We start from the raw sequence: 24,574 nt of genomic DNA, 5'->3' as shown, positions 1-24,574 counted from the left end.
TTAAGAATTCAACTTTTCTGCATAATAATCGTACAGGGCAAATTGGGAACGCACCTTGGGTTTGTTGTTCTTTCGATAGGCATTGTCCTGTTTTTCACTAAAGATACGGGCCTTCACATTATCGCTCCAACAAATCTCAAAGGCATCGATCAATTCCTGTTTGATATCCTCGTCATAAATAGGACAACCTACTTCTACCCTATTCATTAAATTACGGGTCATCCAATCTGCCGAGGAGATAAAAACCTTGGGACCATCTTCATGGGCAAAAATGAAAACCCTGGGATGCTCCAGAAATTTATCCACCACACTAATGGCCTCAATATTCTCGCTCATGCCCTTGACTCCGGGAATCAAACAGCAGATTCCCCTTATAATCAATTGTATTTTCACCCCTGCATTACTCGCCTCATACAGTTTATCAACCATTTTATAGGATGTTAGACTGTTCATCTTTATTTTAATATACGCTTCTTTTCCCGCCTTGGCATTGGCAATTTCATTATCGATCAATTTAACAAAATAGGACTTGGTATAATGCGGAGATACCACCAGATGCTTGTACTTGTTTATCTTGTAAGGTGTATCAAAGAAATCGAACACCTTGTTCAACTCCCTTAAAATAGGGGCATGGGCTGTAAAAAGGGTGTAATCGGTATATATTCGGGCTGTTGCTTCGTTAAAATTACCTGTACTGATAAAACCATATCGCTTTATCCCTTTTTCTTCTTCCCTTTCAATCACGCATATTTTACTGTGTACCTTTAACCCTGGAACCCCAAAAATGAGTTTCACTCCTTCTGCCTGTAATTGTTCGGCATATTCTATGTTGGCCTGTTCATCAAAACGAGCCCTCAATTCGATCTGCATGGTTACTTGCTTGCCATTTTTAACAGCATTGATCAATGATGCCGCCACTTGGGATTCGGCCGCAAGGCGATACACCGTAATTTTTATACTTCGGACCTTGGGATCCAAAGCTGCTTCCCGCAAAAATTTGATGACATATGAAAAAGTATGGTAGGGTGTATATTGCAAATAGTCCTTTTTGGCTATCCTTTCAAAAAGACTACCTTCCATACTAAGGCCTTTTACTGGAAGAGGCGTTATTTTCCCATACATTAAATCCTCCCTGCCCAGACTGGGGAATCCCATATAATCACGACGGTTATGATACCGCCCGCCTGGAATTACACTGTCAATGTCCTCAATATCCATTTTTTCCTTAAGGAACTGCAACGTGTCCTTGCCAATCCTATTGTCATACACAAAACGAACGGGATCGCTGATTTTTCGACCTTCGACACTGGATGAAATTTTCTCAATAAAACTCTTACTTAGATCACTATCGATATCCAACTCGGCGTCCCGGGTAATCTTAATCATATGTGCCGTAATCGATTCAAAAGAAAACATGGTAAAGATATTCCGTAGAGAATACCGGATCAAATCATCAAGAATAATAATATAATCCTTATTGTCGATTTTTGGCAAAACCACGAAGCGATCTATTCCTTTCGGAATTTCAATAAGGGCATATTTGACATTCTTAGTGCCTTTTGTCTCCCCCTCTTCCGGAATCAATACCATTTTCACCGCAAGGTATGCTGCCGTGTCCTTCAAAGTAGGGAATTCGGTAAGGTCATTCAAAATAATCGTCATGAGTACCGGACTCACCTTTTGGGTGAAATATGATTTTATAAATTCCTCATGCGCCTCACTCACATGGGTCTCATCTATCTGAAAAATATTTTGGGCCTCAAGTTCCTTTCGTATCTGTTTTAATATATTGAGACTCTTTTCCTGTTGCTTGATAACAACATTGGTTATTTCGGCCAATAGATCCTTTGCGGTTTCCCCCCCTAATTCACTTTTTCCGGTTTTGCCCGCTTGGACAATACGTTTTACTGTGGCGTAACGCACCTTAAAGAACTCATCCAAATTATTGGAAAAAATACCTACAAATCGAAGACGCTCAATCAGTGGTACATTTTTATCCGCACTTTCCTGTAGCACCCTTTCATTAAAACTCAACCAGCTAATTTCCCGGTTTATATATTGATTCTTAACCTTTATCATTATTTTAAGTGTTTAGGGAAAACAATATTCGATGTAATTCCCGATGCAACGTCATTCCAATTATCGATTTCAAAGGTCATATGAACCAAACCGCTAGTGGGAACGTTGTCTATGTATTGACTACCCAAGCTATTTGCAAGATGGGTAAAAGCGTGATTATGTCCAAATAACATGACCGTATTAAGGGAGTTATCCATTTTCTTAATAAACCGCAAGACCTCATCCCCCGAAAAATCGTAGAGCTCGTTGGAAATTTCGAATTGACCCAAAGGATACCCAAGTTTTCTTAAAAAAATAAGACAGGTGTGCATGGCCCTTATGGCCGGACTCGAAAAAATCGCATCAGGCAAAATCCCCTTCCTATCAAAAGCCTCAACCACCATATGACCATCGGCTATACCCCTTGCCAATAATGGGCGGTCCTTGTCATTTACGGAATATTCCCAAGAGGATTTACCATGCCTCACCAAAACAAGTTGTTTCATTTACCTATTCGATTTAATTGAATCCAATAAAGTTAAACAATCAACAAAAGTATACCGTAAAAAGTCAAGGTAATATTTGGATTATGGAGCCAAGCGTTCGATTTTCCAATCAAAATCCTCCTGCAACACAAATCGGATCCTATCGTGCAATCGGTTGGGACGACCTTGCCAAAACTCCATGGAAACCGGTCGCACCAAATACCCACCCCAATATTTGGGACGTGGAATATCCTTTCCTGTATATTGTTCTTCCAACTCTTTTAAACCATCCTCCAAAATCTCCCTCGAAGCTATAACCTCACTTTGATGGGAAACGATAGCCCCTAACTTACTCCCATCGGGTCGTGATTCAAAATAACCATCGGACAGGTTTTCCGAGATTTTTTCAGCAGTCCCCTTGATAATCACCTGACGCTCCATGGAATGCCAAAAAAACGAAAGGCACACATGTGGGTTTGCCGCAATGGCCTTGCCCTTTTCACTCTCATAGTTGGTGTAAAAAATGAAACCCTCGTAAGTGTATCGTTTTAAAAGCACAACACGGCTTTTGGGATACCCATCAAGTCCGATTGTTGAAACGGTCATCGAATTGGCCTCATCGACCGTATTGGATGCCTCTACCTCATAAAACCACTTTTGAAACAACTCCATGGGGTTATCCGAGATTGCATCTTCCAAAAGGGCACTTTTTTCGTAGGATTTCCTATAATTACTTAAATCTTTTTCCATTGTATCGTAATCTAAAACCAAGATATACAAAGTTCCTTAAAAGATCGGTAAATGGGAAGGCTTCCGATGTATTTATTACGAATTATCAAGTGAAAAAAATATCCACCCTAAAAAACCACGCATCAACGTCAGTTTCATTTAAGGAACCACCCTTTCAAAGGTCATTTGTGTAGGTACGGGAGCATCCGCTGGGTAAGAAATATAATACAGTGTCAGTTCATCATCCACGATCCCGAATTTATAACCATAAGCTTTCCCGCCCAACCTAGTGGTTTCCGGGTCTGGTTTAAACCCTTTTTCCCAAGAGGTATGGGCCACTGCTTTTATAAAAAGGCTGTCACCCCTTACCTCATATGTACCGACATTCTCGGATGAACCAATAATCGCTTCAGGATTTTCATCCTCAAACCCATAAAAATCAACACGATATGAATACGCTTTGTCCGAATCGAACGTATAGGTCGTTTTTATATCAAAATATCGTAAATCGGTATAGGTTACACCACTTGGAACAACATCAGTCCTACTCCAGGCACCTATGATTGCTGACCCAAGTCCATTCACGGATACGGCATTCTCCTTTTCACAGGAGCCTAAAAGAAAAAACAAAGTGAGAACAATCGAAAAGGGCTTAATCCGCATTACAGGTTTTCTAGATAGATACCTTTTTTTATTATGGTTGCGCAATTCTTCCCAATTACATCTCGAACACCTTTCCGTCATCGGCCAAAGCCACGTTAGGAAATATTTCCATTGCTTCCTCCTTAAAAAGGTCAATGGTCTTATACCGTGTGGAATAGTGTCCTAAAATCAACATACCCACATTGGCTTTTAGGGCAATCGTTGCAGCTTCCTTGGCTGTTGCATGCTTGGTTCTTTCAGACAAATGTCCCTCAGAATCCAAAAAAGTGGATTCGTGATACAAAACGTCAACTTCCTGTATTTGCCCGATAATTTCAGGAAAGAAACTTGTATCACTGCAAAACGCATAGCTTTTGGGTTTTGGGGGATCGAATGTCAGTAAAGTATTGGATAACCGTGTACCATCATTCAAGGTGATATCCTTTCCGTTTTTGATATTCTGAAAATAGCACTTGTCTATTTTGTATTGTGCAACCGCGTTAACATTGAGCTTTCGTTCCCCCAGTTTTTCCTTAAAAAGAAAACCGTTGGTATAGACCCTGTGGTTCAAAGGAATGGTTTCAACCGTTATTTTATCATCTTCAAAAAGGAGTTCGGGCTCCTTTGATGTCAATTCATGGAAAAGCAAAGGATAATTTGTCCATGAATCACCTAATTTCAATAATAAAGTAATCGCTTCTTTGATCCCTTTGGGGCCATAGACATGCAATTCCCTGTCACGTCCCAAAAGTCGAAAAGTGGAAATCAATCCTGGCAACCCAAAAAAATGATCGCCATGGAGGTGTGAAATAAAAATATGGTTGATCCTTGAAAATTTGATCTTATGCTTACGTAGCTGTACTTGTGTCCCCTCCCCACAATCGATCAAAAACATATGGTTCTTGATTTCCAATACCTGTGAAGTTGGGTTTGTTAACGTACGCGGGGTCGCAGCATAACAACCCAAGATCTGTAGTTTCATGAAAATGGAAATTAATAAGTTAAAGATTGTAATTGATACAACCCTATGAAGGAATCATTTTTCATTATGGGTTTTTAGAGATCAAGATCCCTTTCTATTTCTTCCATTTCGATAATATCCTTGGCTTCCTGTATGGTGGGCACTACAGATAATTCTTCGGGAACTTCGTCAAAAGAAACTTTATCGGTCACCAATACAAATGATTTTTTTGTATCCCTATGCTTGTTTGAAATAGGCAAAAATTCCAAAATATCACCTGAAGAAAGCTTTGAGAATGAAAACAGGTTAATAATGATATTATCGTTTTTTATCTTGTTGTAACCCGATTCAAGATTCTTTAAAAATTCCTGAATCGAAATATTCTCTTGAAATACGATTGTCGTGGTACCCTCTTTATCAAATATCATAGGAGTTATTTTATTTTTGAGGCCAATAAATAAATCACGGCCATACGTATGGCCACCCCATTTTCAACTTGGTTCAATATAATCGATTGTTTTGAATCCGCAACATCACTGGTGATTTCCACCCCACGGTTAATAGGACCAGGGTGCATGATTACGATTTCTTTGTCCAATGAATCGAGTAAGGCTTTATTTACCCCGAATTGCTGTGTATATTCCCTTGTCGTTGGAAAGTAACTAATATCCAAACGCTCATTCTGTATACGAAGCATATTGGCTACGTCGCACCAATTCAATGCTTTCCGCAAATCGGTCTCTACCTCAACCCCCAATGACCCAATATGTTTGGGCATCAATGTTTTTGGTCCACAAACCTTTACTTGGGCACCTTGCAATTTCAGGGCAAAGATATTGGAAAGAGCCACCCTGGAGTGCAGTATATCACCGACGATAACGACTTTCTTCCCTGCAACATCCCCGAATCGTTCCCGTATTGAAAAGGAATCCAACAAAGCCTGTGTAGGATGCTCATGTGCACCGTCTCCGGCATTGACTATGGCAGCCTTGACATGTTTTGACAGGAAGATACCGGCTCCAGGATTGGGGTGCCGCATAACGACCATATCCACTTTCATGGATAGGATATTATTCACGGTATCGATCAAGGTCTCCCCCTTCTTTACGGAAGACTGGCCTGCAGAGAAATTAATAACATCGGCAGAAAGTCGTTTTTCAGCCAACTCGAACGACAGTCTTGTCCTTGTACTATTTTCGAAAAATATATTGGCTATGGTAATATCACGTAACGAAGGTACTTTCTTAATGGATCGATTGATCACCTCCTTAAATTGATCGGCGGTTTCAAAAATGAGCTGAATATCTTTTTCGTTGATATATTTTATACCCAGTAAGTGATTTACACTCAGTTCGCTCATTGCTTATTTATTTATCAGATAGATTTGGTCTTTACCATCATTCTCTTCCCAAAGTACAACAACCTTTTCATTGTTTATGGCGTCGACCTGTCGTCCCCTATAGGTCGGTTGTATGGGTAAGTGCCTACTGAATCGCCTATCTATCAAGGTCAATAATTCGATTTCGGAAGGTCGTCCAAAAGATTGGATGGCCGTTAAAGCCGCCCGGATACTTCTTCCGGTATACAGCACATCGTCAATCAAGACCACTTTCTTATCCTCGACCAAAAAGTCGATATTGGTCTGATTGGCTTCAAGAGGCTTATCGCCCCTTCTAAAGTCGTCCCTGTAGAAGGTGATATCCAAGAATCCGACTTCAATATGTTTTACTTTATATTCCTCTTTAAGGATTTTGGTAAGTCTTTCGGCTACGAACTTGCCCCTGGGTTGCATCCCAATCAATACCGTATCGGCAAAATCAAGATGATTTTCAAGTAATTGGCAAGCCAACCTATGTAAGATGATATTAATTTCTTTTGAGGAGAGTAGTACTTTTTGACTCATAGTAGGCCAGCAACACTTTTGTTTGACAAAAATAGGGAATTATTACAAATATTCATTTATAAGAATGGAAACAAAAAAGCCCTGACGATACCGTCAGGGCTTTCGAATCCCTATTTACATAGGAAAATCAATTAAATAAAAGCTTATTTATTTTTGGAATTAGCTTCCATTTTATCCTTCAATGCCTGTAATGCCTCGTTAGCATCCCCTAAAGTAGGTTTAGCCTCATCAGCACTGGCTGCAGCTCTTTTAACTGCGGCTTTTACATTGCGTTGCTCTTCTTCCCTAAAGATAGCGGTATGACTGGCTACAACACGTTTGAAGTCTTTATTGAACTCAATGATCTTGAATTCGGCTTCTTCGCCCTTACCTACTTTCTTACCATCTTCTTTTTCCAAGTGACGTTGTGGAACGAATGCAGTGATATCCTCGTTAAAGTCAATCGTTGCACCTTTATCTACGATATCGGTAATGGCCGCTTTATGAACGGTACCAACAGCAAATTCAGTTTCGTATTTGTCCCAAGGGTTCTCGGTAGTCTGTTTGTGACCTAAACTTAATTTACGTCCTTCAACATCCAACTCCAATACTTCCACTTCCAAGGTATCACCAACAGCTACAAATTCTGATGGGTGCTTGATTTTCTTGGTCCAAGAAAGATCTGAGATATAAATCAAACCGTCGATTCCTTCTTCCAATTCCAAGAATACACCGAAATTGGTAAAGTTTCTAACGATTCCTTTATGTTTAGATCCTACAGGGTATTTGGTAGTAATATCGGTCCATGGATCTGGAGTCAATTGCTTAATGCCCAAGGACATTTTACGATCTTCCCTATCCAATGTCAATACTACAGCCTCTACTTCATCACCGACTTTTACAAAGTCCTGTGCAGAACGCAAATGGGTTGACCATGACATTTCAGAAACGTGGATCAATCCTTCAACACCTTCTACAACTTCGATGAATGCACCGTAATCGGCTATAACAACAACCTTTCCTTTGACTTTGTCACCAATTTTGATGTCCTCGCTCAAGGCATCCCAAGGATGTTTCTCCAATTGCTTAAGACCCAATTGGATTCTTGATTTGTTCTCATCAAAGTCCAAGATAACAACATTCAATTTCTGATCCAATTCAACAACCTCATTCGGGTGGTTGATCCTGCTCCATGAAAGATCGGTAATGTGTACCAAACCATCAACACCACCAAGATCGATAAAGACTCCGTAAGAAGTAATGTTTTTAACAACACCTTCAAGTACCTGTCCTTTTTCCAACTGGCTGATGATCTCTTTTTTCTGTTCTTCAATATCAGCCTCGATAAGTGCTTTATGCGAAACTACTACGTTTTTGAATTCGTGGTTGATCTTAACCACTTTGAATTCCATAGTCTTATTGACATATTGATCGTAATCCCTAATAGGTTTAACATCGATCTGTGAACCTGGCAAGAAGGCTTCAATACCGAATACATCGACGATCATACCTCCTTTAGTCCTACATTTCACGAAACCACTAACAATTTCTTCCTTATCATGTGCGGCATTCACCCTATCCCAAGCCATAATGGTTCGGGCCTTTCTGTGTGAAAGTACCAATTGACCACTTTTATCCTCACGGATATCGATCAACACCTCTACCTTATCACCTACTTTTAGGTCTGGGTTATAACGAAATTCGTTCAACGAAATAACGCCTTCTGATTTTGCATTGATATCGATAATAGCTTCCCGATCGGTCAAGTACACTACGGTACCTTGTACAACCTCTTCATCCGCTGTATCGACAAAGTTTTCGGCAACCAATGTTTCAAACTCTTGAAGTTTAGAGTCATCAACACGTTCAATGCCTTGTTCGTACTTTTCCCAATCAAAATTTTCTAAAAATTCCTTTGGGTCCTGTACAGGTGTTTCCACCTTTGTTTCCGGAGTAGCTTCGATAGCTTCCTCTACTGCTTTTGTTTCTTTTTCTTCAGCCATTTGCTGATTTAAATTTGTATTCCATAGTGCCACAAGAGTTAAACAATTACTACAGAAGATGTTATATGAATTTTTGTTTTCTTCCCCTTTCCTCTTGATTCTCTGTAAAAAAGGAGTGCAAAACTACGATTTTATTATGTATTTACAAACAACTAGGCCACCACAATTGACAGTTAAAGGAGTATTTTTTCGTTTTTCCTGAAAATAACGCATAAATCCTTATCTTCACACCAATAAATATTAACCATAAGTAAATTACAACTATGAGCGTAAAAGCAAAATATCAGCCAGTTTTAGACCTTGGCGAAGAATTATCAATCAAGGACGGTAATGTTACCGAAGAGAATGGCGTATTAAAAATAAAAGGTACTGCCAACACCCAATACGAGAAGAATCTTTTGTGGGATAAAATCAAGGAAATAGGAGGGGAACAACCCTCTGACCTCAAAGCCAATATTACGGTGGCCGACGAATCCATTTTCCATAAACACACTGTAAAAAGTGGGGAATCATTGAGCAAGATTGCCAAGAAGTACTATGGTGACCCTATGAAGTACAAACAAATTTTCGAGGCTAACACCAATATCCTTAAGAACCCGGATGTGATTCATCCCGATCAGGTTTTGGTTATCCCTAACCTATAAGGAATAATATTATTCAAATTGAAAAAGACGTTCTAATGAACGTCTTTTTTTTGTTTGTTGATGACCCGATTCGCAAAATCCAGAATCCTTGAGAACTGGTCTTCAAGTCCCATATCACTATTATCGAAAACAATGGCGTCCCCTGCTTTCCGCAGCGGTGATATTTCACGGTGCGAATCTACATAATCGCGATGTTCCACATTCTTCAACACCTCACTGTATTTCACTTCCTCCCCTTTGTCCAACAACTCCTTGTACCGCCTTGTGGCCCTTTTTTCGGGGGACGCTGTCATAAAAATCTTTAGTTCCGCATTGGGAAACACCACGGTGCCAATGTCCCTTCCGTCCATGACAATCCCTTTTTCCAAGCCCATTTTTTGCTGAATGGCCACTAATTTCTGTCGCACATTCTCAATGGTGGCCACCTTACTCACCAATTTAGAGACTTCCATCGTCCTGATTTCACGCTCTACGTTCTCATCATTCAGGTACATCTCGGCAAAACCGGCGGCATCATTATACACAAATCGTAGTTCAATATCTTGCAGCGAGGCTATCAATGCCTCAACATCACAGGCATTCTCGCTTACAAAACCATTCCGCATGGCGTAAAGCGTCACAGCCCTATACATAGCACCTGTGTCTACATAAATATAGTTAAGTGCCTTTGCCAATTGTTTGGCAATGGTACTTTTTCCGGTTGATGAATACCCATCAATGGCAATGGTGATTTTTTCCATAGGTCAAAAATAGACAGAAAAAAGGACGTCTTAAAATACTAAAGCTTTTTTGCGTTCTTTACTTTCTGGTTTGTAATCGCCAAGTCGATAACCTCACTCATGTCGGTAACATAATGGAAAGTTAGTCCTTTAAGGTATTCCTCCTTAATTTCCATGATATCCTTTCTATTATCCTCACATAATATGATCTCTTTGATCCGGGCTCTTTTCGCCGCCAGGATCTTTTCCTTGATTCCTCCTACGGGAAGAACTTTCCCCCTTAAGGTAATCTCCCCTGTCATCGCCAAACTTTTCTTCACTTTTTTCTGGGTGAACAAGGAGACCAGGGACGTTAGCATGGTTACACCGGCACTTGGCCCATCTTTGGGTGTTGCTCCTTCAGGAACATGGATATGTACATTGTATTTGGCAAAAACCGATGGATCGATACCAAAACTTTCGGCATTCGATTTTATATATTCCATGGCTATGGTAGCCGACTCTTTCATGACTTTGCCCAAGTTCCCGGTAATGTTCAACATTCCCTTCCCTTTTGAAAGGATCGATTCGATAAAAAGAATATCACCACCTACGCTGGTCCATGCCAGTCCTGTTACCACACCGGCCACATCATTATTCTCATACTTATCCCTTTCCAATCGGGCCGGACCAAGAATTTTTTCAACATCATCATTATTTATTTTAATGTGGTATTCTTCCCCAATGGCAATCGATTTTGCAGCATAACGCACCATTTTGGCAATTTGTTTTTCCAGAGCACGCACCCCTGATTCCCTCGTATAGCCCTCAACGATTTTTTCCATCTGGGGTTTTCCTATTTTAAGGTCTTTCGTGGTAAGTCCGTGTTCTTTCAATTGTTTGGGCAACAAATGTCTTTTCGCTATCTCTACCTTCTCCTCAATGGTATATCCGGTAACATTGATGATTTCCATACGGTCCCTTAACGCAGGTTGAATGGTCGATAACGTATTGGCTGTGGCAATGAACATGACCTTCGAAAGGTCATACCCCATTTCAAGGAAGTTGTCATGGAACGCACTATTCTGTTCCGGATCCAATACTTCGAGCATCGCTGAGGAAGGATCCCCTTGATGGCTACTGGCCAATTTATCGATTTCATCAAGGATAAAAACAGGATTTGAAGTCCCTGCTTTTTTGATACTCTGGATTATTCTACCGGGCATGGCCCCGATATAGGTCTTACGATGGCCCCTAATCTCGGCCTCATCGCGTAAACCACCCAAGGACATCCTCACATATTCCCTACCCAAAGCCTCGGCTACCGATTTACCCAACGAGGTCTTACCAACCCCTGGAGGGCCATATAGGCAAAGTATGGGCGACTTCATATCATTACGTAATTTCAAAACCGCCAAGTATTCGATAATACGTTTCTTTACATCTTCCAAACCATAATGGTCCCGATCCAAGATTTTTTGGGCACGTTTTAAATCGAACTTGTCCTCTGAGAATTCGTTCCAAGGCAACTCCAAAAACAGATCCAAATAATTTCGTTGGATGGAATATTCCGCAACCTGTGGGTTCATACGTTGTAATTTCGCCAATTCCTTCTCAAAATGCTCCGCCACCTTGGCATCCCATTTCTTATCCACGGATTTTAGACGCATTTCCTCAATTTCCTCATCATAGGAAACCCCACCCAATTCCTCTTGAATGGTTTTCATTTGTTGATGAAGGAAATATTCACGTTGCTGCTGATCCATATCGCTCCTGACCTTGGATTGGATTACATTCTTCAATTCCAATTTTTGAAGCTCCACATTCATATATTTCAATGTGGACAAGGCCCTGTCCTGTAAGTTCCCTATTTCCAACAATTCCTGTTTCTCTTTCACATCAAGATTAAGGTTGGAGGAAACAAAATTTATCAGAAATGAATTACTTTGAATATTCTTTATGGCGAAGGATGCCTCACTCGGAATGTTCGGGTTATCCTTAATGATTTTCAAGGCTAAATCCTTAATAGACTCTATAATCGCCAGGAATTCCTGTCCGTCCTTATCTGGGCGTTCCTCAGCCGTTTCCCTAACGGTTGCCGTCATATAAGGCTTTTCGGTAAGCACCTCGGCCAATTCAAACCGTTTTTTTCCCTGTATGATCACTGTGGTATTCCCATCGGGCATTTGAAGCACCCTTAAGATACGGGCCGCCGTACCCAAAGTATGTATATCATTGATCCCTGGATTCTCGGTCTTTTCATCTTTCTGGGCAACGACACCGATGACCTTTGAACCGTTATTGGCATCTTTGATCAATTTTATCGATGCATCCCTACCTGCAGTTATCGGAATAACCACCCCAGGAAACAGTACGGTATTGCGCAAAGGCAATATAGGTAAAGTTTCGGGCAGCCCCTCATTGTTCATTTCCTCTTCGTCCTCGGGGGTCAATAGCGGTATCAGTTCCGCGTCTTGGTCAATACCTTGTAAGGACATATTGTCAAAATTTGAAAATTTAGAATCTCCCATAGTATATTTTCAGCCATTCTGTCATATTTCTAACAGCAATAGGCAATTTTTAGTATTAAAAAAAAGTTTTATTTAGGCCTGTAGCCTTTGTTTCTGGGCACCAGGACACTTCATAACAACCTATATTTGGCAATTCCTGTGCCAACAGCCCTAATTATTTTTTATAAACTGTAACATTGGGTAATTTAGGACATCTATTAAACAAATCAATCACTTTTTGAGCCACATAAAAGAACATACTGATGAATTGATACCATTGTGTCTTGCCGGAAACCAAAGTGCGCAAATGGAAATTTACAATCGTTATTACAAAGCCATGTACAACACATCGGTACGCATTGTAAAGGACAGCGCCGAAGCCGAAGATATTATGCAGGAATCGTTTCTAAACGCGTTTACGAAACTGCATACTTTTAAAGGAGAAGTGACCTTTGGATCCTGGTTGAAACGCATTGTCATAAACAACAGTATCTATCATTACCGAAAGCAACAAAAGAAAAATGAGGTTGCGTTGGATGATATAATGTACAAGGTCGAAGATAATGACGGAATTGTTTCGGATCATGTGTTTACCGAACTGAAGGCTCAAAAAGTGATGGAAACCATGAAACAACTAAAAGATAATTACAGAATTTCTTTGACCTTATACTTAATAGAGGGGTATGATTATGAAGAAATAAGTAAAATAATGAATATAAGCTATGCCAATTGCCGCACAATGATATCTAGGGCAAAGGAAAGTCTACGTAAAAAAATGATAAACACCTACTAATGGAAAAAGATAAATTAAAAGAGTTGTTCAATGGCCTGGAAGGCACTTTTGACACCGGGGAACCCAAAGCCGGGCATCAAGAGCGGTTTCTTGAAAAACTGAACCAAGCCAACAAAACAATAACCTTACACAAAAAGAAGGGAAATTGGTGGAGACCCCTTTCTATCGCTGCCTCCGTGGCCGTTATTAGTCTATTGGCCATTGGGATATATACATCCTGGCCTTCCTTAGACGAGCAAGTCGCACAGATTTCCCCTGAGGTAAGCAATACACAGGTCTATTTTGCCAGCCTTATCGAAGATCAGGTAAAACAGCTTGAAAAAGAAAGTTCCCCCGAAACACAAAAGATCATCAGTGACACCATGGATCAATTGAAAAAACTGGAAACCAATTACAAGCAATTGGAAACCGACCTGATCAATGGAGGAAACAACAAACTGATCTTAAGTGCCATGATAACGAACTTTCAAACACGGATAGACCTCTTACAGGATGTCATCAATCAAATTGAAACAATCAAAAATTTAAAAAATCAAAACGATGCGAACTTTATTATATAAATATGTTACCGTGCTATTCTTTATAGCCCCAATGATCCTTGCTGCCAGCGATGGCAAAATCAAGGGACGATATTCCAAGGAAAAATCCATAAAGAAAGAATACAGTGTAAATCCAACAGCCCTACTCAAAGTGAATAACAGCTATGGCAATCTCAATATCACCTCTTGGGACGAAGACCGTATCTTGATCGAGGTACATATCAAGACCAGCGGCAACAATGAAGAAAAGGTGCAAAAGAAATTAGATGATATTACCGTTGATTTTGAAGCCTCAATGGATATGGTCTCTGCCAAGACCATCTTCAACAAGAACAAAAGTAGTTGGGGCTGGAACTGGGGCAACAACAACGTGAATATGCAAATCAACTATACCGTAAAATTGCCCGTAAAAAACAGTGTCCACCTGGATAACGATTATGGCAATATCATTCTGGACAGGATCGATGGCCATGCCAAAATCAACTGCGACTACGGACGATTGGAGATCGGTGAACTCCATGGCAGAAACAACTATTTAAATTTTGATTACACCTCCAAATCCAGTATTGGCTATATCAACAGTGGTGAAATAAAGGCCGATTATTCCGGATTTACCATTGAAAAAGCAGGAAATTTGATTTTAAATGCCGATTACACGAACTCTACCATACACCATATGGAAAACCTTCAATACTCCTGTGACTATGGGAATATAGAAGTTGGGGAAGCCAATAACGTAGATGGCAACGGGGATTACATCAATGTTAAATTAGGGACCATTCACGGCAATGTGGATATAAATTCCGACTATGGCTCCTTACGGATAAACGAAATGGCCGAAGATGCGGGCAACCTCCACATCAGCTCGGACTACACCGGAATCAAGATAGGGTACTCCCCTCAATATTACTTTGATTTTGAAATCCGGGCCGAATATGCCGGGGTAAGTGGTAAGGATGATTTTGAAATAAACGTCAGTACCGAAAAATCGAACAACCGTTATTACAAAGGCTACTATGGCGCCGCCAACAGTGGTAACTACATCACTATAAACAGTGAATACGGAGGTATCTCCTTCACAAAAAATTAAATATAAAACCAGGATTAAATTATAAAAGATGAAAAAAATAGCAACATTAAGTTTGGTGGCATTATTCACCCTGTCCTGTTCGGCACAATGGGGCAAAAGAGTCAAAGGAAACGGCAACGTGGTGACCATAGAACGATCAACAAGGGATTATGATGCGATATCGGTTTCAGGATGGTTTGATGTAGACCTTGTTGCGGGCAATGAAGGGGATATTTCTTTAAAAGGGGAAGAAAACCTGTTGGAGCACATCATCACCGAAGTCAAGGACGGCAAATTGGTCATCAAGGTTGAGAAAGGGATGAACTTGAAACCCTCGACATGGAAAAACGGAATCCTCATCACCGTACCGGTAGAAAGTATCGATGCGATTTCACTTTCCGGTTCTGGTGACATTGTGGGCAAGACTACAATTACGGCCGATGATTTTAAAACTTCAATGTCTGGTTCCGGCGATATTACGCTTGACCTTAAAACCCGGTCCATAGACGCTTCCATGTCAGGTTCCGGGGACATAGAGTTAAGTGGGACGACCACCGATTTTGATGCTACCATTTCGGGAAGCGGTGATATCAAAGCCTATGGATTGGAAGCTGAAAATGTCAATGCCAATGTTTCGGGATCAGCGGACATTAGGGTAACCGCAAACAAAAGCCTAAAAGCAAGGGTTTCCGGTTCTGGGGATATCCACTACAGGGGCAATCCCGAAAAAGTAAATACCAAAACCTCGGGGTCTGGCGATATCACAAAAGCATAACCTGTTTGTATACAGGCACATCAAAAAGCGAATAGCAATCATGGGAAAAGCCTCTTTAACAAAGGGGCTTTTTCTTTTGGCACCCGAAACAATAAAATAATACCGACCAAGAAGAAAACAAACAGGAACAATATGGCATACCGCATCGTACTGATCTGATCTACCAATGCAAAAATTGCCATACCTATTACAATCCCTATTTTTTCAGCCACATCATAAAAACTAAAATACGATGTGGTGTCCTCTGTTTCAGGAAGGAATTTCGAATAGGTAGACCGGGCCAAGGCCTGTATGCCCCCCATTACCAAACCGACCAAACCCGCTGCGATATAGAACTGCATGGGCGTTATCATAAAATAGGCATAGAAGCATAGACACAACCAAATCATGTTCACCACGATCAAGGTTTTGATATTCCCATATTTATCCGAAGCCCTAGACGTAACAATAGCCCCGATCACCGCCACCAATTGTATTACGAGGATACTGATGATGAGTCCTGTTGTTTTTTCGGAATCCGTAGTCCAAGCAATCTCTTTCTCTCCAAAATAAACCGCCATGAGCATAATGGTCTGAACGGCCATACTGAAAACAAAAAAGGCCCCTAAATATCGTTTTAACCTGACATTCTGTTTCAACTGCCACCAGACCGATCTCAATTCGCGGAATCCATTGAGAAATACCCGACTAGTAACCTTATGTCCATTGGAAATACCTTTAGGAAGCACATAAAACGTATATTGACTGAATAAAACCCACCATAGACCGACAGTAATAAAAGAGACTTTCATTGCCTTGATCTTGGACAACCCCAGTTCTTGCTCCGTAGTCCCAATATCAAAGCCAAACCATTCGGGCTTCATAACCATGGCCAAATTAAACAACAGAAGCAGCACACTACCGATATACCCCAACGAAAAACCTTTGGCACTAATACGATCTTGTTGGTCTTCATAGGCAATATCGGGCAGGTAAGAATTATAGAATACCAAACTGCCCCAATATCCGATAAGCCCCATAAAATAAAACAATAGGCTTATATGAATGTTTTCGAGACTAAACCAATAGAGTCCGATACACCCCACTCCCCCAACATAGCAGAAAAACTTCATAAAACTCTTCTTGTTCCCAACATAATCGGCTATACCCGACAAAATCGGCGATAAGATAGCGACCATTAGAAAAGTAAAGGCGGTAATGATCGAGATCAATACCGTTTGCTTCATTTCGAAACCAAAAGCGGACACCAATTGCCCTTTGGATGAAAATAATGCAGAATAATAAATCGGAAATATCGAAGAGGCTATTGTTAAGGTGTATACTGAATTTGCCCAATCATAAAAGGCCCACGCATTCAATAGTTTTTTACTGCCCTTTTGGGCCAAAGTTCTTGTCATATGTAAAAATAAAAGCTGCTCTATTACAGAACAGCTTTCAATATACAATTATTACCCAAAACCTTGAACGGATTACTCAAAAGAAGTAACGCCGAACTTCCTGGCCTCTTGTTTCGCTGCAGGGGCCCATTCTGTTAAATTGGCGATTCTGGTATCATTCGAAGGGTGTGTACTTAGAAACTCCGGTGGGGCCTGACCATCACTATTGGCTTTCATTCTTTTCCATAATTCAGCAGCTTCCGCTGGATCATAGCCCGCAATGGCCATGATCTGAAGACCAATTCTATCTGCTTCGGTCTCATGACTTCTACTGAAAGGAAGCATTAATCCGACTGAAGAACCCAACCCGTAGGCCTGATTGAACATATTTCTTTTCTGTTCATCCTGAATGGCCACATTTCCGGCAACGGCACCTAATTGTTGTAAGGTACCTGCACTCATTCGTTGTGCACCGTGATCAGCCAAGGCATGGGCGACCTCATGTCCCATAATCACTGCGATTCCCCTTTCTGATTGGGCAATGGGCAATATACCCGTATAAAAAACAATCTTACCACCGGGCATACACCAAGCATTTACCGTCTTGTCGTCAACCAGGTTATATTCCCACTTATAATCGTTCAAATATCCCGGATAACCATTGGCAGACAACCATCTTTCCGCTGCAGAGGAAATCCGCTGGCCGACTTTGGTGATCATTCGCGCATCGGGTGTATCCTCGATAACCTTATTCTCAGTCAAAAACTGATCATACTGGGCAAAAGCCGTTGGAAATATTTGACTGTTGGGATAGAAATTAAGCACCTTTTTACCTGTAAAGGGATTAACCTTACAAGCCGCCACCCCCATAAATATGGCAATGACCAATAGAAATTTTTTCATTTTATTATAGTGTTTAGTATAGTTAAAATACAAAAAAATTATTTCCCTTTGATGATTACTTGTGTGAAATCCTTACCAATTCGAATGACGTCATCCCCATTGGGTTTTACATCCTTCAACAAAACCTCCTCATTATCCACCTCTACCGATTCGATTGCAAAGGGCAATCCATGCAAGTTGATTCGGAAAGTATCATAAGAGGTAGTGAATGCCCCATCCTTAAACTGTTGTATGGCAAGGCTATTTGCCTTTCCATTCAATTTGAAGTTCCTTAGGCTGAAATTTCCTTTATTGTAATCATAACCATCCTGATCATCCTCATATACTGTTGAACTCTCTGTTCCCAGTTTATAGTACACATCCAAATCCAATTCCTCAATGACCAACTCCCCAACATACTGCTGTACCGGGAACTTAGGAATTATGGAACCTTCCTTGACGAATAGGGGCATAATATCGATATCAGCATCTACCCATTGCTCTTTCCCTCCTTTCACGATTGTATTATCCCAATAATTGTACCATTTTCCCCTTGGGATATACATACGCCTTCCTTGGGCGTTTGGTTCCTGTACCGGGCAAACCAATATATGATCGCCAAAAATGAATTCATCGGTCCTGAAATGCGTTTGTGGGTCTTCTTGGTCGAAATAGACCAAAGGCTTCAACATGGGCTCCCCAAATTTTGAATATTTCCAGAACATGGTATAGATATAGGGAAGATGTTGATACCGTAGTTCTATGAACTTACGTACAATATCGGTTACATCGGTATCAAAGGACCAAGGCTCTTGATCGCCGTGGTCACCACTTGAATGTACCCGGCAGAAAGGATGGAAAACCCCTAATTGGATCCATCGGGCAAAAAGCTCCCCATTGGGTTGTTCTGCAAATCCGCCGATATCGGAACCAACGAACGACATTCCGCTCATACACATCCGTTGTACCTGAACATTGGCCAACCATAAATGTTCCCAAGTCGCCACATTATCCCCTGTCCATGTAGATGAATAGCGTTGTGTGCCGGCATAGGCTGCCCTTGTAATCACAAAAGGTCTTTTGGGATACACGTATTTCTTGATTCCCTCATAGGTGGCCCGAACCATTTGCATTCCGTATATATTGTGCGCCTTACGATGGGTACACGGGTGCCCGTCGTAATTATGCCTAGTATCCAAAGGTGCCGTTTTTGTAGGCACTTCCATGACAGCAGGTTCATTCATATCGTTCCAAACCGCATGAACGCCCAATTCCGACATAAACTCTTTATAGAGTTCTGCCCACCATTCGCGAACTTCTGGATTGGTGAAATCGGGAAAGTGGCATTCGCCAGGCCAAACCTTACCTTTCATATAAGGACCATCACCCCGTTTGCAGAAGTAATCCTTCTCCATGGCCTCCTGGAATATCCAATAGTCCTTATCTATTTTAATACCTGGATCAATCATGACGACAGTCTTAAAACCGTCCTCATTCAATTCAGAAATCATTCGTTTGGGATCGGGGAATTTCTTCTTGTCCCAAGTGAAACAGCGAAATCCGTCCATGTAATCAATATCAAGGTACAATGCATCACAGGGTATTCTCAATTCCCGGAACTTACTGGCCAATTCCTTTACATTACTTTCCGGGAAATAACTCCATTTCGATTGATGGTATCCCATAGCCCACATCGGTGGCAATTCCGGTGTACCGGTTAAGTTCGTATACGCTTTTACTACTTTGGACATTTCCGGCCCATAGAAAAAGTAGTAGTTCATTTCGCCACCATCAGCCCAAAAGCTGGTAACATTTCTTCGTTCATGGGCAAAATCAAAATAGGTCCTAAAGGTATTGTCAAAGAAAATACCATAGGCCTGATTCTTATGTAGCCCCATATAGAATGGTATGGCCTTATATAATGGATCTTGATCCTTACCGTAGGCATATTGATCCATACACCAATTATTGACCCTTTTTCCTTTGAGGTTGGAATGCGTTGCCTTGTCACCCATACCGAAATAACTTTCCGCATTTTGGGTGATCTTACTCATTTTCACCGTATTGCCACCATATTCATAGTTTTCTTCCCAATGAAAACCAAGTTCATCCTCATTGATGATATTTCCTTCGGTATCTGAAATCTGGATACGCAATGTCGATTTATCGACCAACACCCGAAGTTTTGAAGTCAAAATCAGATAATAGTCCTCTTTTTCCTCTACATCCAAACTACCATACCCTCTATTCGCATCTTCACTTATGGCATAGGAAAAATCAGGTTCAAATACATTCTCTGTGGCATATCTAAAACGTAAAGCACTATTACGTAAAACAGTAATCTGTAAGATAACCCCATTTTCGGTAGTGAAATAGAACTTATCTACATCCTGTTTAAAATCCACTATTTGATTGGGATAAAGGTTTCCCTTATACTCCAGTTCTGTATTAGTTATCATATATGATTAATTTAAAAGCATGGCAAAATACGCACATTACCCTGGAATTAAGAAATGTAAAGCGTCCAATTGCCAACAAATGCGATATAATTAATAGGTTTATTGAAAAATAACGATTCCCAATGGGGGAATTGTAATTTCGATGGAATCATCAAAACCATGCCATGATTTTTTTTCTGTTTTCACTGAAGATTTCCTAGAGCCAGACCCTCCATACTTTTTGGCATCACTATTGAAGACTTGTTTCAGCGTGCCACTTTTAGGAACACCTATACGATACTTTTCCCTTGGAACCGGGGTGAAGTTTGCCGCAACAATCAAATCGTCTTCCTGTTTATGACCTTTTCTAATATAGGTCAAAACCGAATTTGCCGCGTCACCATAATCGATCCATTGGAACCCTTCCTGACTAAATTGCTTTTCATATAAGGCAGGGTATGATTTGTATATTTTATTGAGGTCCTTGATCAATTCCTGAATACCGGCATGAAATTCGTACTGGGTCAAATGCCAGTCCAAACTTTGGTTATAGTTCCATTCCGAGGATTGGGCGAATTCCCCTCCCTGGAAAATCAGATTCGTACCCGGATGGGTAAACATATAGCTATACAACAACCGTAGATTGGCAAATTTCTGCCATTCATCACCAGGCATTTTATACAAAAGTGATTGCTTACCATAGACAACCTCATCATGCGAAAACGGTAGCATAAAGTTTTCCGTAAAGGCATAGGTCATACTGAAGGTTAAGTCATTCTGGTGGTGCTTTCTGTAAATAGGTTCTTTCTTAAAATACTCCAAGGTATCGTGCATCCAACCCATCATCCATTTCATTCCAAAGCCCAATCCACCAATATTCACAGGTTTGGAAACCATGGCGAATGAAGTGGATTCCTCTGCAATGGTCTGTACATCGGGGAAATTCCCATAAACAGTCTCGTTCAATTCGCGAATAAAGGAAATCGCCTCGAGGTTCTCGTTATTACCATAGATATTAGGTTCCCACTCCCCTTCTTCCCTAGAATAGTCCAAATAGAGCATCGAAGCCACAGCATCTACCCGCAAGCCATCAACATGGTATTGATCTAACCAAAACAATGCATTACTGATTAAGAACGCCCGTACCTCATTTCTCCCATAATTAAAAATAAGGCTCTTCCAATCGGGGTGATATCCTCTTCTTCGATCGGGGTGTTCATATAAATGGGATCCATCGAAAAATCCAAGTCCGTGGGCATCTTCCGGAAAGTGGGAAGGTACCCAATCGAGGATTACCCCGACACCGGCCTGATGCAATTTATCGACTAAAAATTTAAATTCCTCTGGATTCCCAAAACGTGATGTAGGGGCAAAATAGCCCGTTAATTGGTAGCCCCAGGAAGGGTCGAATGGAAACTCCATGATTGGCATGAACTCCACATGGGTAAAGCCCATCTCCTTAACGTATTTGACCAAATCCTCAGCCAGTTCGCTATACGTCAGAAAATCATTGTTTTCTTTGCGTTTCCAAGAACCTAAATGCACTTCATAGACCGAATAAGGTTTGTCCAATGAATTTTTATCCCCTCGGACATCCATCCATTTTTCATCTTTCCATGTATAATCCCCATCCCAGACCACGGAGGCCGTTTTTGGAGGATGCTCACAATACTTAGCGAAAGGATCCGCCTTTTCGGTGACTATTCCAAAATTATTGGAATGTATATTATACTTATAGAGGGTCCCAGATCCGATTCCGGGAATGAATCCTTCCCAGATACCACTTCCATCCCAGCGCACGTTAAGCGGATGTTCCAAATCCCTCCAATTATTGAAATCCCCTACCACGGAAACAGAATTGGCCGTTGGTGCCCAAACAGCAAAATAGGTACCTTGTACCCCGTCCAATTCCATTGGGTGCGACCCCAATTTCTCATACAGTTTAAAATGCTTACCCGATTTGAAAAGATCAATATCAAAATCAGAAAAAAGAGAATGTACAATAACTTTAGACATAACCAGGTTATATTTTAATACAAAGCTAATCAACTTTGTATAAAGTGCGTGGGATTAAAGTATTTACTTTGAACCACCATTGATTCGTAAATATAAAAATAAGAAGAAATAGAAAAATGGAACACTTTTTGAAGAAATAACAATAAGACTATTGAAACAAACAATTAAAACCAGAATTTATGAAAAAATTTAGCTTAGTACTTGGAGCCCTTTTAACACTATTTATTGTTGCTTGCGAAGGTCCCCAAGGCCCTCCTGGGTATGATGGACTTGATGGATATGACGGATTGGACGGCGAGGATGGAATCCAGGGCCAGGTTTTACAGATTGATGGGGTGGATTTTGAATATGACCCAGATGCGAACTTATATTCAAGCCTTTTAACTTTTTCGGATTATACTGATTTCGAAATATTTGAATCAGATGCTGTTTTGGTCTACAGGTTCGATGGCATTGTCGATTTTCAAGATGGAAGCGATGCCGATGCATGGAGTTTGATACCCCAAAACTTCTTTTTGCCAGAAGGAATAATTCAATACACTGCGGCACACACTTTTGTTGATATGGAACTATTTATCGATGGTGATTTTAATTTAGCTACTTTAAACCAGGATTTTACCGATAATCAGTTTTTTAGAATCGTTATCGTTCCGAGTGTATTTTTGGATGGTTCCGATGTGGATAAGTCAAACTTTGGAGCTGTAATGAACTCCCTTCAGATTTCAGATAAGGAGATAAAAGAGATTAGCATTAATTAACGGAAAATAGTATCTCGACAAAAACCTGCTCCAATAAAGCAGGTTTTTTTATTCCTGAATCCTAAAGCCCCATTAACAAAGCCTTAATGCTTTTATACCTTCCATTTCCTTATATTTGAAAGGATGGTCGCCTTTCATCGACCTAAAACAAAAAAGAATAGATGATCAAGAAAATGTTTTTTGCATTATGCCTCGTCCTTATGGGGTGCAAAGGGAATTCCCAGGATAATCCGAGTACCCAGGAACCCAATACTCCAGGGGAACCCACTTACCAAGTGACCAAAAGTGATGCGGAATGGCGGAAGCAACTTTCGGACCTACAGTATTATGTATTGCGAAAGGCAGGTACCGAACCCGCAGGTACCAGTGCCTTTTTAGAGAACAAAAAGAAGGGCGTTTATGTCTGTGCCGCATGCAATACCCAACTTTTTAAAAGTGAGCACAAATATGATTCCGGTTCGGGTTGGCCCAGTTTTGACCGCGAAATCAAAGGTAATGTCGCCTTCGATGTCGATTACAAAATTGGCCATAAACGCACAGAGGAACATTGTGCCGTCTGTGGAGGGCACTTAGGCCACGTTTTTAATGATGGGCCACAACAGACCACAGGGCTAAGACATTGTGTCAATGGGGCGGCACTCAAGTTCATCCCTTCAAGCGATCGGTAGTTAAAGTATAATTATGTTTGGTATGGAGTTTATTGATCATTATCTAAAGAGCGTACGTTTTGAATTTCACAAGTACAAACAAATGGGTGATAAGACCTTTTTCCAACTGACCAACGATGAAATTCTATGGAAATACAATGACGACGATAACAGTGTTTCGCAAATCGTTAAACATATTTCCGGAAACCTATTGAGTAGGTGGACCAACATTTTTACTGAGGATGGTGAAAAACCATGGCGGGATAGGGATCAAGAATTCGAAGATCCCTTTACCTCAAAGGAAGCAATGATCGCTTCATGGGAAAATGCCTGGCAATGCCTGTTCAACACTTTGGGCACCATTAATGCCACAAATTTTCATGAACAAATAAAAATCAGGAATGAGGAACATTCATTGATAGAGGCCATAAATCGTCAAATGACCCATTACGCCGCACATGTTGGACAAATCGTGTATCTGGGTAAGATGATCAAGGGTCAGGAATGGATATCCCTATCGATTCCCAAAGGCCAATCCGAAACCTATAACAAGGAGAAATTCAACCGTTAGTCGCTTTGACCCAAATCTTTACTTATTTACCGATTTACCAATCCCATTTCAATTTGTTATTTTAAAATGCAATTTTTAAATACCTCGATTTGGTTTTG

The 24,574-nt window shown here is 40.7% G+C and carries 23 protein-coding genes; 8 read left to right on the top strand and 15 right to left on the bottom strand.

Annotation, left to right across the window (positions count from 1 at the left end; translation table 11 throughout):
- The 9 genes from ppk1 to rpsA all read right to left on the bottom strand — a co-directional run bounded on the left by ppk1 (position 1) and on the right by rpsA (position 8,760).
- Positions 1–2,079 carry a polyphosphate kinase 1 gene (gene ppk1, locus LX92_RS08330; protein ID WP_109649845.1) on the bottom strand — a complete coding sequence of 693 codons (2,079 nt, stop codon included), beginning with the start codon at positions 2,077–2,079 and terminating at the stop codon, positions 1–3.
- Positions 2,079–2,564: a SixA phosphatase family protein gene (locus tag LX92_RS08325; RefSeq protein WP_109649844.1), complete on the bottom strand. Its 486-nt coding sequence runs from the start codon at positions 2,562–2,564 to the stop codon at positions 2,079–2,081. The genes ppk1 and LX92_RS08325 overlap by 1 nt, the downstream gene beginning before the upstream one ends.
- Before the next feature lie 81 nt (positions 2,565–2,645).
- Positions 2,646–3,293 (bottom strand): pyridoxamine 5'-phosphate oxidase, encoded by a 648-nt coding sequence (pdxH, locus tag LX92_RS08320; protein ID WP_109649843.1) that lies wholly within the window; start codon positions 3,291–3,293, stop codon positions 2,646–2,648.
- A gap of 138 nt (positions 3,294–3,431) precedes the next feature.
- Positions 3,432–3,935 carry a hypothetical protein gene (locus LX92_RS08315; RefSeq protein ID WP_146197816.1) on the bottom strand — a complete coding sequence of 168 codons (504 nt, stop codon included), beginning with the start codon at positions 3,933–3,935 and terminating at the stop codon, positions 3,432–3,434.
- Positions 3,936–3,990: 55 nt separating this feature from the next.
- Positions 3,991–4,896 (bottom strand): ribonuclease Z, encoded by a 906-nt coding sequence (locus tag LX92_RS08310; RefSeq protein ID WP_109649841.1) that lies wholly within the window; start codon positions 4,894–4,896, stop codon positions 3,991–3,993.
- 74 nt (positions 4,897–4,970) lie between these two features.
- The gene (locus tag LX92_RS08305) at positions 4,971–5,303 is read right to left on the bottom strand and encodes a ribonuclease Z (protein ID WP_109649840.1); all 333 of its coding nucleotides are present in this window, start codon (positions 5,301–5,303) and stop codon (positions 4,971–4,973) included.
- A gap of 5 nt (positions 5,304–5,308) precedes the next feature.
- Positions 5,309–6,235, bottom strand: a complete 927-nt coding sequence (locus LX92_RS08300) for an aspartate carbamoyltransferase catalytic subunit (protein WP_109649839.1) — start codon at positions 6,233–6,235, stop codon at positions 5,309–5,311.
- A 3-nt stretch (positions 6,236–6,238) separates the two neighbouring features.
- Complete coding sequence (gene pyrR / locus LX92_RS08295) at positions 6,239–6,778, bottom strand: bifunctional pyr operon transcriptional regulator/uracil phosphoribosyltransferase PyrR (protein WP_109649838.1); 540 nt, start codon at positions 6,776–6,778, stop codon at positions 6,239–6,241.
- 143 nt (positions 6,779–6,921) lie between these two features.
- Positions 6,922–8,760, bottom strand: coding sequence for a 30S ribosomal protein S1 (gene rpsA, locus LX92_RS08290; RefSeq protein ID WP_109649837.1), 1,839 nt, complete (start codon positions 8,758–8,760; stop codon positions 6,922–6,924).
- A 263-nt stretch (positions 8,761–9,023) separates the two neighbouring features.
- Here rpsA and LX92_RS08285 point away from each other — a divergent pair, with 263 nt between their 5' ends.
- Positions 9,024–9,404, top strand: coding sequence for a LysM peptidoglycan-binding domain-containing protein (locus LX92_RS08285; protein WP_109649836.1), 381 nt, complete (start codon positions 9,024–9,026; stop codon positions 9,402–9,404).
- Between the two features lie 32 nt (positions 9,405–9,436).
- On the opposite strand, the gene cmk is transcribed toward LX92_RS08285, so the two are convergent.
- Together cmk and lon are read right to left on the bottom strand one after the other, a co-directional pair.
- Positions 9,437–10,144 carry a (d)CMP kinase gene (cmk, locus tag LX92_RS08280; RefSeq protein ID WP_109649835.1) on the bottom strand — a complete coding sequence of 236 codons (708 nt, stop codon included), beginning with the start codon at positions 10,142–10,144 and terminating at the stop codon, positions 9,437–9,439.
- Between the two features lie 38 nt (positions 10,145–10,182).
- On the bottom strand, positions 10,183–12,633 hold the full coding sequence (gene lon, locus LX92_RS08275; RefSeq protein ID WP_109649834.1) for an endopeptidase La: 2,451 nt from the start codon (positions 12,631–12,633) through the stop codon (positions 10,183–10,185).
- Positions 12,634–12,850: 217 nt separating this feature from the next.
- On the opposite strand from lon, the gene LX92_RS08270 reads away from it, so the two are divergent.
- From LX92_RS08270 to LX92_RS08255, 4 genes are read left to right on the top strand one after another with little or no spacing between them, the layout of a single operon-like run.
- Positions 12,851–13,405 (top strand): RNA polymerase sigma factor, encoded by a 555-nt coding sequence (locus LX92_RS08270; protein ID WP_109649833.1) that lies wholly within the window; start codon positions 12,851–12,853, stop codon positions 13,403–13,405.
- Positions 13,405–13,965 (top strand): hypothetical protein, encoded by a 561-nt coding sequence (locus LX92_RS08265; RefSeq protein WP_109649832.1) that lies wholly within the window; start codon positions 13,405–13,407, stop codon positions 13,963–13,965. Before LX92_RS08270 ends, LX92_RS08265 begins: the two co-directional genes overlap by 1 nt.
- A complete protein-coding gene (locus tag LX92_RS08260; protein WP_109649831.1) occupies positions 13,946–15,034 on the top strand; it encodes a hypothetical protein in 1,089 nt (362 codons plus the stop codon). The genes LX92_RS08265 and LX92_RS08260 overlap by 20 nt, the downstream gene beginning before the upstream one ends.
- 28 nt (positions 15,035–15,062) lie before the next feature.
- Entirely contained in the window at positions 15,063–15,788 is a 726-nt protein-coding gene (locus tag LX92_RS08255; RefSeq protein WP_109649830.1) for a head GIN domain-containing protein, read from the top strand.
- A 38-nt stretch (positions 15,789–15,826) separates the two neighbouring features.
- On the opposite strand, the gene LX92_RS08250 is transcribed toward LX92_RS08255, so the two are convergent.
- From LX92_RS08250 to glgB, 4 genes are all read right to left on the bottom strand, one after another.
- A complete protein-coding gene (locus LX92_RS08250; RefSeq protein WP_109649829.1) occupies positions 15,827–17,185 on the bottom strand; it encodes an MFS transporter in 1,359 nt (452 codons plus the stop codon).
- A 72-nt stretch (positions 17,186–17,257) separates the two neighbouring features.
- Positions 17,258–18,067, bottom strand: coding sequence for a M48 family metallopeptidase (locus LX92_RS08245; protein WP_109649828.1), 810 nt, complete (start codon positions 18,065–18,067; stop codon positions 17,258–17,260).
- 38 nt (positions 18,068–18,105) lie between these two features.
- Positions 18,106–20,505 (bottom strand): glycoside hydrolase family 31 protein, encoded by a 2,400-nt coding sequence (locus tag LX92_RS08240; RefSeq protein WP_109649827.1) that lies wholly within the window; start codon positions 20,503–20,505, stop codon positions 18,106–18,108.
- A gap of 99 nt (positions 20,506–20,604) precedes the next feature.
- Positions 20,605–22,500 (bottom strand): 1,4-alpha-glucan branching protein GlgB, encoded by a 1,896-nt coding sequence (glgB, locus tag LX92_RS08235; protein ID WP_109649826.1) that lies wholly within the window; start codon positions 22,498–22,500, stop codon positions 20,605–20,607.
- Positions 22,501–22,679: 179 nt separating this feature from the next.
- Here glgB and LX92_RS08230 point away from each other — a divergent pair, with 179 nt between their 5' ends.
- The 3 genes from LX92_RS08230 to LX92_RS08220 all read left to right on the top strand — a co-directional run bounded on the left by LX92_RS08230 (position 22,680) and on the right by LX92_RS08220 (position 24,476).
- A complete protein-coding gene (locus LX92_RS08230) occupies positions 22,680–23,258 on the top strand; it encodes a collagen-like protein (RefSeq protein WP_109649825.1) in 579 nt (192 codons plus the stop codon).
- A 161-nt stretch (positions 23,259–23,419) separates the two neighbouring features.
- The gene (gene msrB, locus LX92_RS08225; RefSeq protein ID WP_109649824.1) at positions 23,420–23,926 is read left to right on the top strand and encodes a peptide-methionine (R)-S-oxide reductase MsrB; all 507 of its coding nucleotides are present in this window, start codon (positions 23,420–23,422) and stop codon (positions 23,924–23,926) included.
- Positions 23,927–23,948: 22 nt separating this feature from the next.
- Positions 23,949–24,476, top strand: coding sequence for a DUF1572 family protein (locus LX92_RS08220; protein WP_109649823.1), 528 nt, complete (start codon positions 23,949–23,951; stop codon positions 24,474–24,476).
- Positions 24,477–24,574 lie beyond the last annotated feature (98 nt).

This window comes from Maribacter polysiphoniae (genome assembly GCF_003148665.1).
GTDB classification, from domain to species: domain Bacteria; phylum Bacteroidota; class Bacteroidia; order Flavobacteriales; family Flavobacteriaceae; genus Maribacter_A; species Maribacter_A polysiphoniae.
The sequence above is the reverse complement of the archived record's forward strand: the minus strand, read 5'-3'. Positions and strand labels throughout refer to the sequence as shown.